The sequence below is a fragment of the Streptomyces sp. NPDC023527 genome (genome assembly GCF_055560115.1).
The window spans coordinates 215,266-231,020 of record NZ_JBVHJJ010000009.1; the positions used below are offsets into that span (position 1 = coordinate 215,266).

Genomic DNA, 15,755 nt, shown 5'->3' on the forward strand with positions numbered 1-15,755 from the left:
CGGTCCTCAGCGGGCGGTCCGGGGGTCGAAGGCGTCCCGGACCGAGTCCCCGAGCAGGTTGAAGGCGACCACGAAAACGATCATCGCGAGGCCGGGGAAGAAGATGTAGGTGATGTCGCTCTCGTAGTAGTGGGCGCCGTTGGCGAACATCCGCCCCCAGTCGGGTGTGGGCTCCAGGATGCCGACGCCGATGAAGGACAGGCCCGCCTCGATGGTCACGATCGAGGGCAGCATCAGCGTCGACTGCACGAGGATCGGCGTCCACAGATTGGGCAGCAGCTCCTTGGTGATGATCCGCCAGGGCGACGCGCCGGTGACCTTGGCCGCCTCGACGAACTCCCGCTCGCGCAGGCTCAGCACCTGACCGCGCAGCAACCGCGCCAGGCCCATCCAGCCCAGCACCCACAGCACCAGGATCAGCGTCAGCACCCGCAGATACGTCGGGGTCTCCTTCTCCGGGCTGACGAAGAGGGAGTAGACGACCGGCGTGAAGGCGATGAACGACAGCTGGGAGGGGAAGGCCAGCAGCAGATCGATGAACCTGCCGAGCAGATAGTCGGTCCGGCCGCCGATGTAGCCGGCGGTCACGCCCACCAGGACGCCCGTCAGGACGCACAGGACGGTGGCCGCGAGGGCGATGAGGAGGGAGGTACGGATTCCGTAGACGAGCTGGGTCAGGACGTCGCGGCCCAGGGTGGGTTCGATACCGAACCAAAACCGCCCGGACATCCCCCCATTGGGATTCACGGGGTAGCCGAACTCATTCAGCAGACCGGGCTCGTCGATCCCGTAGGTCGTCGTCGGGTTCTTGCCGTAGAGCTTCGAGATCAGCGGTGCCGCCACCGCCACCAGAAAGAAGAAAGCCACGACATACGCGGAAACGACCCCCGAGCGATCCCGCTTGAAGCGCCGCCACATCAGCTGTCCGGGTGAACGGCCGGCCAACTCCGTTTGTGCCATCGGGAGGAGGGAAGGACTCGTCATCGCGTAAATCCCCCGCACTGTCGTCTCGTCGCCCCCTCGCGAACGCGGTGCGCGCGATGGGTTGAGCGGACTTTGGCAATGGATTCACAGCGCAGTCAAGAGGGCTGCCGGCAATGCGCGGCAGCCCCGGACTTCTTGAGCGAAGGTTGAGCGGATCGACGACGCGGCGTGCTTGACAGGGCTGTCGGGCACGCCGCGCGCGAAGGACCGCCGAGCGGTCAGGCCAGGCCCAGGGACCGCTTGAGGAAGTCGACCTGGAGCAGCAGCAGGTTCTCGGCGACCTGTTCCTGCGGGGTCATGTGCGTCACCCCCGACAGCGGCAGCACCTCGTGCGGCCGGCCCGCCGCGAGCAGCGCCGAGGACAGCCGCAGGGTGTGCGCGGCGACCACGTTGTCGTCCGCGAGGCCGTGGACGATCATCAGCGGCCGTGTCCGCTCCGCCGCCTCGGACAGCCCGCCGTCGGTCACCAGGGAATTGCGGGCGTAGACCTTCGGCTGCTCGTCGGGGTGGCCCAGATAGCGCTCGGTGTAGTGGGTGTCGTACAGCCGCCAGTCGGTGACCGGGGCGCCCGCGATGCCCGCGTGGAAGACATCGGGGCGGCGCAGCACCGCGAGCGCCGCGAGATAGCCGCCGTACGACCAGCCGCGGATCGCCACCCGGTCCAGGTCAAGGGGGAAGCGTTCGGCCAGCGCCCGGACGGCGTCGACCTGGTCGTCCAGGGTGATGCCGGCGAAGTCGTCCCGGACGGCCTTCTCCCAGTCGGGGGAGCGGTGCGGGGTGCCGCGGCCGTCGGCGACCACGACGGCGAAGCCCTGGTCGGCGAACCACTGCGAGGTCAGGTGGGCGTTGTGCGCGGCCACGACGCGCGGTCCGTGCGGCCCGCCGTAGGGGTCCATCAGCACGGGAAGCGGACCGTCGCCCTCCGTGTAGCCGGTCGGCAGCAGGACGGCGCACGGAATGCGGCGCGCGCCCGCCTCGGTCAGGCGCACGCGGGCGCTCAGCACCGGCTCCTGTGCGTAGGAGGGCACGGTCGCCACCCGCACGCCGTCGCGCAGGACCTGAACGGAAGCCCCGCTGCGCTCCGGTGACGTGGACACCAGCACGGTGACCTCCCCCGAACGCACCGCCGAGTGCCAGCCCTGTCCCTCGGACACCCGCTCGGCGCCCCCCTCGCCGACGCGGTAGACATGCGCCTCGCCGGTCTCCGGGTCGGTCGCCCCGGGCCCGGCGGACGCCGACACCAGCACGTCATCGGCGCCGACGTCCAGGACGGCCCGTACGTGCAGATCGGTCCCCGTCAGGGCCCGATCACCGGCCACCAGGACCCGCGCACCGCCCTCTTCGGCGATTCGTACGAGTCGGCCATTCGGGGTCCATGCGGGCACACCAGCGAAAAGATCCAGCCAGTTTGCGTCCCTCTCCTCGCAGAGCACGCGGGTGGCGCCGGACGCGGTGTCCACGGTGAGATACGCCTGGTCGCGCTGGTCGCGTGCCTGCACCAACAGCAGCGGAGGGCCGTCGGCCGACCAGTGCGCGCGGGCCAGGTACGGATACCGCTCGCGGTCCCACACGACGTCCGTGCGGCCGCCGTCCAGCCGCAGCAGGGACAGCGTCACCTCGGCGTTGGCCGACCCCGCCACCGGGTAGGCGACGCGGGCCGGCTCATGGCCGGGGTTGGCGGGATCGGCGATCCACCAGCGGCGTACGGGCGCGTCGTCGGCGCGGGCCACCAGCAACGACTCGCCGTCCGGCGCCCACCAGAAACCACGTGAACGGCCCATCTCCTCGGCCGCGATGAACTCCGCCAGCCCCCAGGTGACGGTGTCGCCCTCCGGCTCGGCCAGGGCGCGGTCGCCACTGCCGTCCGCCTCCACCACGCGCAGCGCGCCACCGGCCGCGTACGCGACACGGCGGCCGTCGGGCGAGGGGCGCGGGTCCACCACCGGGCCGGGGACGGGAAGTTCGCGCGCGGTGCCGGCGAGCAGCTCGGCCACGTACAGCCGGCCCGACAGCGCGAACGCCGCCAACTCCGCCGCGCTGTCCACCGCGTAGCCGACGATGCCCGCCGAGCCCTCCCGGCTGCGCTCGCGCCGGGCCCGCTCCTCCGCGGACAACTCCTCGTCGGCGCCGCCCAGCAGCACCGCGGGGTCGGCGGCCGGATATTCCCGCCCGGCGTCGAGGTCGAGCACCCACAACACGCCCGACCTGTCGGTGCCGGAACGGGAGCGCAGGAAGACGACACGCGAGCCGTCGGGGGACACGGTGAAGGCGCGCGGCGCGCCGAGGGAGAAACGTTGCGTACGGGCGTGCTGCCGCGGAAACGAGAGCTGTCCGGTCATGTGGCGAGCCTACGGCGGGGCGGCGAGAAGTCGCCGTGCGCCCCGAATTTGCTCCTGTGCACCGAGTGATGACCGGGCACCGGAAAGTTATGATCACTGGCGCATAGCTGGTTATTGCCGGACGGCATCCGTATGCCTTCCGCACGTTGTCCGTCCGACCGCGCGTCCCTGGAGGTGAACCGCTGTGGCACTCTCGATTTCGGCGGTGGTGCTGCTGGCGATCATCGTCTTCATGCTGGTCCGGAAGTCCGGGCTGAAGGCCGGCCACGCCGCGGTCTGCGTGCTGCTGGGTTTCTACCTCGCGAGCTCGTCGATCGCGCCGACGCTCCACCAGCTGACGTCCAGCGTCAATACGATGATCGGCAACATCAAGTTCTGAGCGGCCGGGCGCCCAGGGGGGCATCCCACCGGGCCCCCGGGGCTCGTAGGCTGGTCCCATGACCGACCGCTCCCTCTCGCCTGGCCGCCGGCTGCTCCTGGTGCACGCGCATCCGGACGACGAATCGATCAACAACGGCGCGACCATGGCCAAGTACGCCGCCGAGGGTGCCCACGTCACCCTCGTGACGTGCACCCTCGGTGAAGAGGGAGAAGTGATCCCGGCCGATCTGGCGCACCTCGTCGCCGACCGCGACGACGCCCTCGGCCCGTATCGCGCCGGCGAACTGTCCGCCGCGATGAAGGAGCTGGGGGTCGCCGACCACCGCTTCCTCGGCGGCGCGGGGCGTTACCGCGACTCCGGGATGCTGGGCACCCCGCCGAACGAGCGCCCGGAGTGCTTCTGGCGGGCCGACGTGGACGAGGCCGCCGCCCACCTCGTGGAGGTCATCCGCGAGGTGCGCCCCCAGGTCCTGGTCACCTACGACCCCGACGGCGGCTACGGCCACCCCGACCACATCCAGGCGCACCGCGTCGCGATGCGCGCCGTGGAGCTGGCGGGGGAGAAGGCGTTCCGCCGCGACCTGGGCGACGCGCACGAAATCGAGAAGGTCTACTGGAACCGCGTGCCGCTCTCCGTCCTGGAAGAGGGCTTCGCACGGCTGCGCGGAACGGGCGCGGAGAGCCCCTTCCCGGGCATCGCCTCGGTCACCGATGTGCCGGGCGTGGTCCCCGACGAGGAGGTCACGGCCGCGATCGACGGCACCGCCCACGCGGCGGCGAAGGCGGCCGCGATGCGTGCCCACGCCACCCAGATCGTCGTGGCGGGCCCCTTCTTCGCGCTCTCCAACGACCTGGGGCAGCCGCTCCTCTCCGACGAGTACTACCAGCTGGTCCGGGGACGGGCCGCCGCACCGCGCGAGGACGACCTGTTCGCGGGGGTGGACGCGTGACCGGCATGACGACCCCTCCCACGCTCAACGCCGCCCGGCTGGGCGCCTACGCCGGCCTGACCGTCCTCGGGGCGCTCGTGGGGGCCGCGGGGGCGCTCGTACAAGGCGGCTGGTTCCCCGGCGGGTTGCTGCTGGCCCTGCTCGCCACCGCCGGCGTCTGCTACGGCGGGATCGCCCTGACCCGCACCCGGATCGGCGGGGCGGCGCCCGGCGCCGGCTGGCTCGTCGCGGTGCTGCTGCTGACCGCGAGCCGGGCGGAGGGCGACTTCCTCTTCGCCGCGGGCCTGGGCTCCTACGGCTTCCTGCTGGGCGGGATGCTCGTGGCTGTGATGTGCGCCACGCTACCGAAAGTGCCGCAACCGGACGGCGCCGCAGTCCGACTTGGCAAGTGACGTGATGATTTCTGCCTGAGGGGCCCGGGGTTCGAAGAGGCGTCCCGCGCCCCCTCCCGCCGGGGTGATCCGGCAGCCGTCAAGTGCGCGTCCGTGGTGCCCAGTATGGTGGTGCGCGCCGCCGAGCCGCCCGAGCGAGGTCATGACGGGCGGCGGAGCTAACCGGGAGAACCTGCTTTGAGCCGTGAATCTGACAGTTCGTCCTCCGGGCCCCAGGGGCGCGGTGGCGCCGCCTACCCGTCGGGGACCCCGCCGTACGGAACCAGCCATCCGTCCCATGACGGAGGCGGCAGCGAGGAGCCGGCCGTGGCGCCGAAGCCGGAAGAGCCGAAGACCGAGACCACGCTGACGACGCGGATCCGCATCAACATCCCCGGCTCGCGGCCCATCCCGCCGGTCATCATGCGCACGCCCGTCGACGACGCCTCGCCCGCCAAGGGCGCCGCCGCACCGGGCACGGGCCCGGCCGCGGTGCCGGGCGCCGTCCCGGGCGCCCGCCCCGCCGCCGGTTCCGGCCGGGACGAGGAGCGCAAGCCCGCCCTGCCCCGGCGCCCCGAGCCCTCCGTGGCCCCGCCGCGCCAGGAGGCGCAGGGCGAGCGGCCGACGGGCAAGGAGAAGACCAGCGACTGGTTCGCTCCGCGCAAGTCCGGTGCGGGCGCGCCTCCGCCGCCCCCGGCCCGTCGCCAGGGTGCGCCCGCGGACGGTGCCGCCCCGGCCCCGCAGAGCGCCCCGCGGCCTCAGGCCCCGGCTCAGACGCCGCCGCCCGCCGGTTCCGCTTCGCCGGTGGACGACTGGCCGATCGGTTCCTCGAACGGCTCGTCGGCGGGCTCGTCGACGACGGGTGCGACGCCGTGGCAGGGCGATGGCCTGGGTGCGGGTGCGCCTGGGCAGTCGGGTGCGCCGGTGGACGACTGGCCGGGTGGTTCGTCGACGACGAGTGCCACGCCGTGGCCGGCCGATGGTTCGGCGGGTGCCGGGCAGGGTTCCGCTTCGCCTGTCGACGACTGGCCCGCCACCACCACCGGCACCACCCCGTGGCAGGGCGCTCCCTCGGCCTCGGGTGCCCCGCAGACCGATGACTGGCCGGGTGGCCCGTCTTCTGGTGCCTCTTCTTCCGCGAATTCCTCTTCCGCGAACGGCGCGGCACGCTGGCAGCGGGACACCTCCGTCCCGCCTGCCGCGCAGGGTTCCGCTTCGCCGGTGGACGACTGGCCGATCGGTTCCTCGAACGGTTCGTCGGCGGGCTCGTCGACGACGGGTGCGACGCCGTGGCAGGGCGACGCCTTGGGCACGGGTGCGCCTGGGCAGTCGGGTGCGCCGGTGGACGACTGGCCGGGTGGTTCGTCGACGACGAGTGCCACGCCGTGGCCGGCCGATGGTTCCGCGGGTGCCGGACAGGGTTCCGCTTCGCCCGTCGACGACTGGCCCGCCACCACCACCGGCACCACTCCGTGGTCCGGCGCCACCACGGGGGCGAACCCCGTCGTACCGGGCACTCCGCAGGCCGGTGTCGTACCGCCGCCCGGCCAGGGCGCCGCGCCGTGGTCGGAGGCTGTGGAGAGCACGCAGCAGTTCCCCGCGCCCACCATGGGCCAGGGAGCCGGTTCGCCGTTCCCCGGCGCCCCCGGGGGTGCCTTCGCCGACGGGCGTACGGACACTCCGCGCGAAGGCATCCCGCGCGTACCCTCCCCGCAGTCGCCGAAGGGCCCGCAGGCGGGCCAGGCTCCTCAGCAGGGTCAGCAGAGTCAGCAGTCTCAGTCGAAGAAGGCCCCCAAGGGCGGCAAGGGCGGCAAGAAGGGCGGCTCCAAGGCCCCCGCGGCCGCAGGTCAGGGGTCCTCCGCGACGCTCGTCAGCGGCGTTCCCGCCGTCCCGCCGCCCGCCGGTCCCGGTCAGAAGGCGGGGCCCGTCGACAGCGGGGCGCCCCGGGTGCCCGTGCCCAAGCCCAAGGCGGCCGCGCCGGGCACCAAGCCGGCCGCGGCCGCGCCCAAGGCCGCCGCGAAGAGCGCGCCCAAGAAGAAGGGCCGCTCCAAGGTCGTGCTGCTCGGCGGCGCGCTCGTCGCCCTGGTCGGCGTCGCCTACGGCGCGGGCCTGCTGCTCGACCACGCCGACGTACCGAACGGCACCACCGTGCTCGGTGTGGGCATCGGCGGCAGCTCCAAGGAGCAGGCCGTCCAGAAGCTCGACTCCGCGCTCGGCGGCCGTGCGACCGACCCGCTGAAGGTGTCGATCGGCGGCAAGGAGGTGCAGCTCAAGCCGTCCGTGGCGGGGCTGTCCATCGACACGCAGGCCACGGTGCGCGCGGCGTCCGGGCGGGACTACAACCCCCTCACGGTCATTCCCTCGCTCGTCGGCGGCACCCGTGCGGCCGAGCCGACGATCACCGCGGACGAGGAGAAGATCGCGGCCGCGCTGAAGACGCTGGCCGGCGAGGCGGGCGCGGCCAAGGAAGGCACGATCAAGTTCGAGCCGGGGAAGGCCGTGGCCGTCTACGGGCAGCCGTACGTGGGCCTGGACAGCGACAAGGCCGTCGCGGCCGTCGCCAAGGCGTACCGCGACCGCGCGGCGACGGGGCAGGACAAGACCGTCGAGCTGCCCAGCGCCAACCAGCAGCCGAAGGTCGACCGGGCCGAGGTCGACCGCATGATGAAGTCCTTCGCCGAGCCGGCCATGTCGGGCCTGGTCACCATCCAGACCGACCCGGCGCACAAGATCCAGTTCGGTCCGGACCGCTCGCTGCCGAAGATCCTGGCGGTCAAGGAAGTGGACGGCAAGCTCGTCGAGAACTACAACCTCGAAGCGCTCAAGGAGCTGTACGGCGCCGCGTTCAACGGGGTCACCATCCAGCGCGGTGACGGCAGCAAGACGCCCGTCCAGCCGCAGGACGTCGTCGGCGCCCTCCGCAAGGCGCTGCTCGGCAAGACGCCCGCCGAGCGCGTCGGAGTGATCCCGCTCAGCTGATCACCGCCTCCGCCGCTCCCCGCCCGCGGCTTCCCAGCTGCGGGTCTCACCTGCGGCTTCTCGCTGTGACCGAGCCCCCGCGCCACGCCTGGCGCGGGGGCTCGCTTCTGTCATCGGACCCATGACATCTGTCATCGTCAGCACACGACGGCTGACACTGCCCCCGGCCGGGCCGGGCCGTGATGATGAATGCATGACCACCACAGCACGCAAGTTCACGGGGGACGGGCACCGCACCGCAGCACCCGTGGTCAGCTTCACCGATGTCAGCAAGAGTTACGGCGAGGTGCGCGCCGTCTCGGAGCTGGACCTCCAGCTCTTCCCCGGCGAGACCGTCGCCCTGCTCGGCCCCAACGGCGCGGGCAAGTCCTCCACGCTCGACCTCCTGCTGGGCCTGCGCAACGCCGACGCCGGCCGCGTCGAGGTCTTCGGCACCACCCCGCAGCAGGCCATCGTCCAGGGCAAGGTCGGGGCGATGCTCCAGAGCGGCGGCCTGATGGAGGACGTGACGGTCCGTGAGCTGGTGCGGCTGGCCTGCGATCTGCACCCGCGTGCCTATCCGGTCGAGCAGGTGCTGCGCCAGGCCGACCTCACCGACATCGCCGACCGCAAGGTCAACAAGCTCTCCGGCGGCCAGGAGCAGCGGGTGCGGTTCGCGCTCGCCACGGCCGGCGCCAATGAGCTCATCGTGCTGGACGAGCCGACGACGGGCATGGACGTCACGGCCCGGCAGGCGTTCTGGGGCGTGATGCGGGCGCAGGCGCGGGAGGGCCGCGCGATCCTCTTCGCCACGCACTACCTCGAAGAGGCCGACGCGATCGCCGACCGGGTGATCGTCCTGCACCGCGGCCGGGTCCTCGCCGACGGCTCCGCCGCCGAGATCAAGGCCAAGGCCGGCGCCCGCCGGGTCGTCTTCGACCTGGACGGGCACATCAGCGAGGCCGCGCTGCGGGAGCTGCCGTTCCTGAACTCCCTGGAGATATCGGGCCGCACCGTGCGCATCCAGTCGAACGACCCCGACGCGACGGTCCACGCCGTGTACGCGCTCGGCCTCTACCCGCGCAATCTGGAGGTCGCGGGCCTGGGCCTGGAGCAGGCCTTCATCGCCATCACCGACGCAGCGACCGCCGAGGAGGCGGCCCGATGAACACCCTGATCAAGCTGGAAATCGCGCGCACCCTGCGCAACAAGAAGTTCATGTTCTTCTCCGTGCTCTACCCCGCGGGGCTGTATCTCCTCATCGCCGGCGGTGCGAGCAGCACGGACGTCATCGAGGGCACGGGGCTGACCCTGCCGCTGCTGATGATGGTCTCCATGGCATCCTTCGGCGCCATCACCGCCGTCCTCGTCGGCAACAGCGAGCGCATAGCCAAGGAGCGCGAGAAGGGCTGGACGCGTCAGCTGCGGCTCACCGCCCTGCCCGGCCGCGGGTATGTGACGGCGAAGGTCGCCTCGGCCGCCGTGGTCGCGCTGCCCTCGATCCTGGTCGTCTTCCTCGTCGCGGCGGTCGTCAAGGACGTGCGGTTCGACGCGGCGTGGCAGTGGTTCGCGCTGACGGGCGCGATATGGGCGGGCAGCATCGTCTTCGCCGCGCTCGGGGTGGCGGTCGGTTATCTCGCCACCGGTGACGCCGTCCGTCCCATCACGTTCATCATCTACTTCGGCCTGTCGATGCTGGGCGGCCTGTGGATGCCGACCACGACCTTCCCGCACTGGCTGCAGAACGTCGCCGAGTGGGTGCCCACCCACGCCTACGCCGCGCTCGGCCAGGCCATCGAGCAGGGCGGCGCCCCGCACCTCAAGGACGTCGGTGTTCTCGTCGTCTATCTTGTGCTCTTCGCCGGCGCGGCCGCCTGGCTGTACCGCAAGGACACCCGTAAGGCCTGACCGGGCCGGGACCAGGAAGACCAAGGAGAGGGGCAATGGCCCTACGCGAGCGCGGGCGGCGGCTGTGGCAGGCCGCCGTCGAGGCCGAGGACTCCCCGGACGTGGACAGCGTCCGCATCGGGGAGCAGCCCGAGAACCGGCGGCAGATGACCATCAAGCTGCTCTGGATCGGGATCTGGTTCGCCTATCTGGCCGCGCCCGCCGAGGACGTCCTGGGCGACCATCACACGATGACCGCCGACGTGCTCGGCGGACTGGGCCTGCTGGCCTTCGTCCTGTGCTACCTCGCCCTCGTCTTCCGGCACACCTCGCGGCCGATCGAGCGGGCCCGGGTGCTGACGGCGCTCGGCGTGCTGATGGTGATGGCGCTCGTGCTGTCCCTGACGCTGGGCGCCGCCTGGCTGGTGCTGTTCGTCTATGTCTGCGTCGGGGTCGGCGCGGTTCTGCCGACCAAGTCCGCGCGGCTGCTGATCCTGGTGGTCACGGGCGTGCTGGTGGTCGTCGGCGTCAACACCCCGGACGCGTCCGACTTCCTGCCGGTGCTCGTCATCCCGGCGGTGCTCGGCGGCTTCGCGATGGTGGGGGTGCGGCAGATGGCCCGTACGACGCGGGCGCTGCGCGAGGCGCGGGCCACCGTCGCCCATCTCGCCGCGAACGAGGAGCGGTTGCGGCTGGCCCGGGATCTGCACGACCTGCTCGGGCATTCCCTGTCGCTCATCACGCTCAAGAGCGAGCTGGCGGGGCGGATGCTGCCGGACAAGCCCGACCAGGCCGCCCAGCAGGTCGCGGACATCGAGCGGGTCAGCCGGCAGGCGCTGGTGGATGTGCGGGAGGCGGTGAGCGGCTTCCGGCGGCCCACGCTGGACGCCGAGATCGCCGGGGCCCGTACGGCTCTGGCCGCCGCCGGGATCGTCGCCGACCTCGACCGGGCCGCGGCCGTCCGCCGCGACCCGGACGGCGCGGGCGGTGCCGCCGTCGCCGACCTGCCGCCCGACGAGGAGGGCGCGCTGGCCTGGGCGCTGCGCGAGGCGGTGACCAATGTGGTGCGGCACAGCGGGGCGCGCCGGTGCGAGGTGACGCTCGTGGAGTCGGGGGACGAGCTGTGCCTGACGGTCACCGACGACGGTCAGGGGCCCGTCGGCCCGCACGGCAACGGCCTGACCGGCCTGGGCGAGCGCCTGGCCCTCGCCGACGGCCGGCTGGAGACCGGGCCGGGCCCCCGGGGAGGCTTCCGGCTGCGGGCGTACGTACCGCTCTCGCGCCCCGCGGTGACCGAGGACGGCCCGGCGAGCGCCCTGGGCGCCTCATAGACTCCGCGGCGTGCGGTGCGGGGGGCCGCACGCCGCGGGCACGGCCTACGCTGTCGAGGTGACTGAACAGCCCGCCCCCGCCGACCCCGACACCCGACGCACCATCAAGGTGCTGCTCGCGGAGGACCAGTCGATGGTCCGGGAGGCGCTGGCCGCCCTTCTCGGCCTGGAGGGCGACATCGAGGTCGTCGCCCAGGTCTCCCGGGGCGACGAGGTGCTCGCCGCCGCCCGCGCGCACGCCCTCGACGTGGTGCTGCTCGACATCGAGATGCCGGGCATGACGGGCCTCGACGCGGCCGCCCTGGTCCGCCGTGAGCTGCCGGAGCTCAAGGTGGTGATCCTGACGACCTTCGGGCGGCCGGGGTACATGCGCCGGGCGATGGAGTCGGGCGCGGAGGCGTTCCTGGTCAAGGACGCCCCCGCGGCCCAGCTCGCGGACGCCCTGCGCCGGGTGCTGCGCGGCGAGCGGGTCATCGACCCCACGCTCGCCGCCGCCGCGCTCGCCGAGGGAGCGAACCCGCTGACCGACCGCGAGCGCGCGGTGCTCGGCGCCTCGGCCGACGGCTCGACCAACGCAGAGCTGGCCAGGGCCCTGCACCTCTCGCACGGCACGGTCCGCAACTACCTCTCCACCGCCATCCAGAAGACCGGCGCCCGCAACCGGGCCGAGGCCGTCCGCATCGCCCGGGACAAGGGCTGGCTCTAGCCCCCGGCTCCCGCCCCATGTGACCTCGGCGCGCCCAGGGCACGGAACTGCCGGACGGAGGGACCCCGGGCGCAGGCCCCCCGGGTACAGGACCAAGGGCCCTTCGCCGCCGGTCACCCGGCAGGGGATCATGACTGCTGGGGCCGTACGGGTCGGACACCCGGCCGGTTGTCGCACGGCTGTCATATCGCCGTCGTAGGGTCCCTACGAGCGCGCCGCGTGTCAGAGGACGATCCGAGGGACCCATGGGCCCCGAGGGGTTCCATTGGCCAAAGGGATCAGAGGGAGGGAAAGCCGTCGTGCAGATCAAGCGCGTCCCCGACGGCGGACGTCTCCTGGCCGTCCTGCTGGTCGTCGCGATCGTCGCCCTCGCTGCCCTCGACTGCATGACGGGCGTCCGGCTGCGGCTCGCCCTGGTCGCGAGCGTCATGCCGCTGATCGCCGCCCGGCTGTGCTCCTTCCGCCGCACCGTCGTCGTCGGCTGCGCCTTCGCCGCCGCGCAAACGGTGGTCCACTGCGTGGTCGTACCGGACTGGGACACCCTCAGCGCGCTCGTCACCGTCCTCGGGGCCCTGCTCGTCGCCGGCTTCTCCGTCGCCCTGTGCGCGGCCCTGCTGGAGCGCGAGGCCGCCTACGACCGCACCCGGATGGTCGCCGACGCCGTGCAGCGCACCATGCTGCGCGAGCTGCCGATCACGGCGGGCCCGCTGCGCGTGGCCGGGTTCTACATCTCCGCGCAGGAGGGCGCCCGGGTCGGCGGTGACATCTACGAGGTGGTGGAGAGCCCGTACGGGCAGCGCGTCCTGATCGGCGACGTCCAGGGCAAGGGCATGCCCGCCATCGGCGCCGGTCACGCCGTGCTCACGTCCTTCCGGGAGGCGGCCTATCACGAGGCGGACCTGGAGGCCGTCGCCGAGCACATGGAGGGCGCCCTCCTGCGGCACAACAGCGCCCTGTCCCTGACCGGCGCGGACGAACGTTTCGTCACCGCGCTGCTGCTGGAGGTCGGCGGCCCGGACGCCGGTACGCGCGTCCTGTCCTGCGGCCACATCCCGTACTACCTGATCCGCGGCGACGAGGTCGAGGAGCGGATCCCCGGCCGCTCCGGGCTGCCGCTCGGCCTCGGCGGGCTGACCGGCGAGCCGCGGCTGGGCGTCGACGCGCCGCCCGACCCGCACGAGTGGGTCGTGCTGTGCACCGACGGCGTCACCGAGGCCCGCGACGCCGACGGCCACTTCTACCCCCTGCGCGAGCGCCTGACCCACTGGACGCACCTGCGCCCCGCCGAGCTCGCCCGGACGCTCCGCGCCGACCTGGAGCACTACACGGGCGGCGAGCTGAAGGACGACGCGGCGGTCCTCATCCTGCGCAACGTCCGCACCTGCGGCGACCGCCCCGCCACGGTCCCCGCCGAGAGGGTGCCGCTCGGGCGGGAGTGACCGGCGCCCGGCCCGTCAGTTCAGCATCGCCCGCGCCGCCCGCGCCTGGCGGCGTACGGACTCGGCGACGGCCGGTTCCACCGTGTCCAGCACCTCCGCGTACTCCTCCATCTCGTGCGCGCCGCCCACGAAGTCCCCGCGCTCGACGAGCAGCTCCGCCCGTTCGTAGCGCAGCCGCGCCGGGTGGGTGGGCAGGAGCAGGGAGAGCTCGACGGCCCACAGCTGGACGTCGCTGCGCTCGGGGCGCGCGGCGGCCCAGGCGCGGATGTTGTTCAGCACGCGCAGCACGATCTCCAGCGGCTCGGCCGGGGAGAACATCGACGGCGCCAGCGGCGTCCCGGTCGCCCCGGCGATCAGCAGCCCGGCGTCCTCGTCCGAGAGCGGCCGCCCGCCCTCGAAGGGGTCACAGAGCATGTGGTGCCCGAAGGGGTTGCCGAAGCCGACGACGAAGTGCCCGGGCAGCGCCACCCCGTACACCGGTGCCCCCGCCCGCCGGGCGACCTCCATCCACACCACGGACAGCAGGATCGGCAGCCCGCGCCGCCGCCGCAGCACCTCGCCCAGCAGCGAGGACTCCAGCCGCCGGTAGTCGGCCGGCGAGCCGTGGAAGCCGCAGCGCTCGCCGAGCAGCCCCGCCAGGGCCTCGGCCCACTGCCGGGGCTCGGCGTGCCGCCCCAGCGCGGGCAGCAGCCCCGCCAGCCGGTCCAGCTCCATCTGCGCGGCGTCGAGCGCGGGCTCGCCCGCCTCCGGGTCCGCCTCGGCGGCGATCAGCAGGCAGAGCAGCGCGAGGTCGGGCCGCTCCTCCCGGGCCGCTTCCGCGAACCGCTCCCGCCGGCCAGTGGTGTCGTACATAGCTGCCTCGTACCCGGTCGGGGCGACGGGCGGAAGCCCGCCGCCAATTCCATGATGCGGTGGCGACTGCGGTTATCGCTGCGGCTCGCGGCGGTAATGGTAGGCGTGGTGCGTGGTGAAACCGAGCTCGTCGTAGAGGGCCGCCGCGGCGCCGTTGTCCGTCTCGACCTGGAGGTACGCGGCCGAGGCGCCCTCGCTCAGCGCCTGCTCGGCCAGCCGGGCCATGACCAGCGTGGCCACGCCCTGCCTGCGGTGCGCCGGGCTCACCGTCAGCGCGGCGAACCCCGCCCACCGACCGTCGGTCACGCATCGGCCGATCGCCGCCGGCAGGTCCTCGCCCGGTGCGCCGGGCACCGTCGCGAACCACACGGACGGGCCGCCCGTCAGCACGCCCAGCGCGTCGGCGGCGGAGGCGGAGGTGCGCCCGTAGGCCCGCAGCCACGCCTCGTCCGGCCGCCGGGAGAGCAGCACCCGGCCCGTGTCGGCGCCGGTGTCGGCCAGCGGCGCCAGCGCGGCCGTCCGTATCAGGGCGTGCCGCTCCTCGGTCCAGCCGCGCCCCGCCAGCTCCGCGTCCAGCAGCGCGTCCCGCTCCGCGTCACCGGTCGTGACCTGCACCCGCGCAGGCAGGCCGCGCTCGCGGTACCAGGCGACGACCCGGTCGAGGGCCTCCGGCAGCGGCAGCCCGCACTCGCCGAGGGGCAGCACGGAATTGGCCCGGGCGGTGAAGCCGCCCGCGGCGCGCAGGGTCCAGTCGCCCAGCCCGGCGATCTCCCGCGCGGGCCATCCGCGCGCCGCGACCTCCTGGAGTTCGCGCGCGCTCGTGGCGGGTCCGCGGCGCCGGGCCGGAGCCGCCGGCACGACCTTGCCGGCCACCACGGAGGTCTCCTGGATCACGACCACCTCACCGGTCCGTCGTGTGATCCGCAACACACCGTGGTCCCAGGAGGTGAGTACGCCCACGGTGTCCGTGAAGCGTTCGGAAGACCCATCGGATTCGTTCAGCCGCCGTACAGATACCCTTTTTCCCACATCAGAGGTATTGATCCGGACTTCCAGCTGTCCGCCCGTGGTGAATTCCACAGCTCTCCTCGCCCCTCTTGTTCGTCAAGTGCCCGGGAACGGAGATACTAGGTGTGGGCATCGACGACGCCGCGCTCCCGCGCGAGATGAGCCCTACCGAGGAGGAACGACAGCGTGACCTACGTCATCGCGCAGCCTTGTGTCGACGTGAAGGACAAGGCGTGCATCGAGGAGTGCCCCGTCGACTGCATCTACGAGGGCTCCCGGTCCTTGTACATCCACCCGGACGAATGCGTCGACTGTGGTGCCTGTGAACCGGTCTGCCCGGTCGAAGCCATTTTCTACGAGGACGACACTCCTGAGGAGTGGAAGGACTACTACAAGGCGAACGTCGAGTTCTTCGACGAGCTCGGTTCGCCCGGTGGCGCCTCCAAGCTCGGCCTGATCGAGCGCGACCACCCCTTCATCGCGGCGCTGCCGAAGCAGAACGAAGACCACTGATCTCCGGTTCGGCGCAGCCCCGGCCCCGTACGGCGC

Annotated in this window: 14 protein-coding genes; 10 read left to right on the forward strand and 4 right to left on the reverse strand. The window is 72.8% G+C overall.

Annotation, left to right across the window (positions count from 1 at the left end; translation table 11 throughout):
• Window positions 1–6: 6 nt before the first annotated feature.
• A complete protein-coding gene (locus ACZ303_RS19600) occupies window positions 7–984 on the reverse strand; it encodes an ABC transporter permease (RefSeq protein WP_467340552.1) in 978 nt (325 codons plus the stop codon).
• Between the two features lie 218 nt (window positions 985–1,202).
• Complete coding sequence (locus ACZ303_RS19605; protein WP_467340553.1) at window positions 1,203–3,323, reverse strand: S9 family peptidase; 2,121 nt, start codon at window positions 3,321–3,323, stop codon at window positions 1,203–1,205.
• A 184-nt stretch (window positions 3,324–3,507) separates the two neighbouring features.
• On the opposite strand from ACZ303_RS19605, the gene ACZ303_RS19610 reads away from it, so the two are divergent.
• The 9 genes from ACZ303_RS19610 to ACZ303_RS19650 all read left to right on the forward strand — a co-directional run bounded on the left by ACZ303_RS19610 (window position 3,508) and on the right by ACZ303_RS19650 (window position 13,346).
• On the forward strand, window positions 3,508–3,702 hold the full coding sequence (locus tag ACZ303_RS19610) for a hypothetical protein (RefSeq protein WP_215084753.1): 195 nt from the start codon (window positions 3,508–3,510) through the stop codon (window positions 3,700–3,702).
• Between the two features lie 58 nt (window positions 3,703–3,760).
• Window positions 3,761–4,654 carry an N-acetyl-1-D-myo-inositol-2-amino-2-deoxy-alpha-D-glucopyranoside deacetylase gene (gene mshB / locus ACZ303_RS19615; RefSeq protein WP_467340558.1) on the forward strand — a complete coding sequence of 298 codons (894 nt, stop codon included), beginning with the start codon at window positions 3,761–3,763 and terminating at the stop codon, window positions 4,652–4,654.
• 5 nt (window positions 4,655–4,659) lie between these two features.
• Window positions 4,660–5,046, forward strand: coding sequence for a DUF6113 family protein (locus tag ACZ303_RS19620; protein ID WP_467340560.1), 387 nt, complete (start codon window positions 4,660–4,662; stop codon window positions 5,044–5,046).
• A 177-nt stretch (window positions 5,047–5,223) separates the two neighbouring features.
• A complete protein-coding gene (locus ACZ303_RS19625; protein ID WP_467340561.1) occupies window positions 5,224–8,004 on the forward strand; it encodes a hypothetical protein in 2,781 nt (926 codons plus the stop codon).
• A 193-nt stretch (window positions 8,005–8,197) separates the two neighbouring features.
• Complete coding sequence (locus ACZ303_RS19630; RefSeq protein ID WP_467340563.1) at window positions 8,198–9,151, forward strand: ABC transporter ATP-binding protein; 954 nt, start codon at window positions 8,198–8,200, stop codon at window positions 9,149–9,151.
• Complete coding sequence (locus ACZ303_RS19635) at window positions 9,148–9,891, forward strand: ABC transporter permease (RefSeq protein ID WP_467340565.1); 744 nt, start codon at window positions 9,148–9,150, stop codon at window positions 9,889–9,891. The genes ACZ303_RS19630 and ACZ303_RS19635 overlap by 4 nt, the downstream gene beginning before the upstream one ends.
• A 35-nt stretch (window positions 9,892–9,926) precedes the next feature.
• Window positions 9,927–11,201 (forward strand): histidine kinase, encoded by a 1,275-nt coding sequence (locus ACZ303_RS19640; RefSeq protein WP_467340567.1) that lies wholly within the window; start codon window positions 9,927–9,929, stop codon window positions 11,199–11,201.
• Between the two features lie 58 nt (window positions 11,202–11,259).
• Entirely contained in the window at window positions 11,260–11,907 is a 648-nt protein-coding gene (locus tag ACZ303_RS19645) for a response regulator (protein WP_467340570.1), read from the forward strand.
• A 299-nt stretch (window positions 11,908–12,206) separates the two neighbouring features.
• The gene (locus tag ACZ303_RS19650; RefSeq protein ID WP_467340572.1) at window positions 12,207–13,346 is read left to right on the forward strand and encodes a PP2C family protein-serine/threonine phosphatase; all 1,140 of its coding nucleotides are present in this window, start codon (window positions 12,207–12,209) and stop codon (window positions 13,344–13,346) included.
• A 15-nt stretch (window positions 13,347–13,361) separates the two neighbouring features.
• Here ACZ303_RS19650 and ACZ303_RS19655 read toward each other — a convergent pair whose 3' ends face one another.
• Together ACZ303_RS19655 and ACZ303_RS19660 are read right to left on the reverse strand one after the other, a co-directional pair.
• Window positions 13,362–14,198 carry a transglutaminase-like and tetratricopeptide repeat-containing protein gene (locus tag ACZ303_RS19655; protein WP_467340574.1) on the reverse strand — a complete coding sequence of 279 codons (837 nt, stop codon included), beginning with the start codon at window positions 14,196–14,198 and terminating at the stop codon, window positions 13,362–13,364.
• A 72-nt stretch (window positions 14,199–14,270) separates the two neighbouring features.
• Window positions 14,271–15,278 carry a GNAT family N-acetyltransferase gene (locus ACZ303_RS19660; protein ID WP_467340576.1) on the reverse strand — a complete coding sequence of 336 codons (1,008 nt, stop codon included), beginning with the start codon at window positions 15,276–15,278 and terminating at the stop codon, window positions 14,271–14,273.
• Between the two features lie 114 nt (window positions 15,279–15,392).
• On the opposite strand from ACZ303_RS19660, the gene fdxA reads away from it, so the two are divergent.
• The gene (gene fdxA, locus ACZ303_RS19665) at window positions 15,393–15,719 is read left to right on the forward strand and encodes a ferredoxin (RefSeq protein WP_344093716.1); all 327 of its coding nucleotides are present in this window, start codon (window positions 15,393–15,395) and stop codon (window positions 15,717–15,719) included.
• Window positions 15,720–15,755: the final 36 nt, after the last annotated feature.